The 277-nt window shown below is 51.6% G+C and carries 1 protein-coding gene; it reads left to right on the forward strand.

Annotated features, from left to right (window positions below):
• Positions 1 to 277 (forward strand): ribosome biogenesis factor YjgA (yjgA, locus tag ACYP03_RS25975; protein ID WP_459782670.1); only part of this gene is annotated, 277 nt, incomplete at both ends.

Raw genomic sequence — 277 nt, forward strand, 5'->3', positions numbered from 1 at the left:
GTAAACAGATGCGTAACATTGACATCGAACCGATTCAGGCGGCACTGGACAAGCTGAATAACAAGCATGCTCAGGTAACGGCTCAGCTGCACAAGCTGGAATCTTTGCGTGATCGCATGATTGATGACGGCGATAGCGTGATCAATGAAGTGATGGAAGCCCATCCGGATGCTGACCGCCAGCAACTGCGTCAACTGGTTCGTATGGCCGTGAAAGAAAAAGCCGCCAACAAGCCGGCCAAAGCCTACCGCGAAATCTTTCAGGTACTGAAAGCGCT

Source organism: Photobacterium sp. R1 (genome assembly GCF_054600795.1).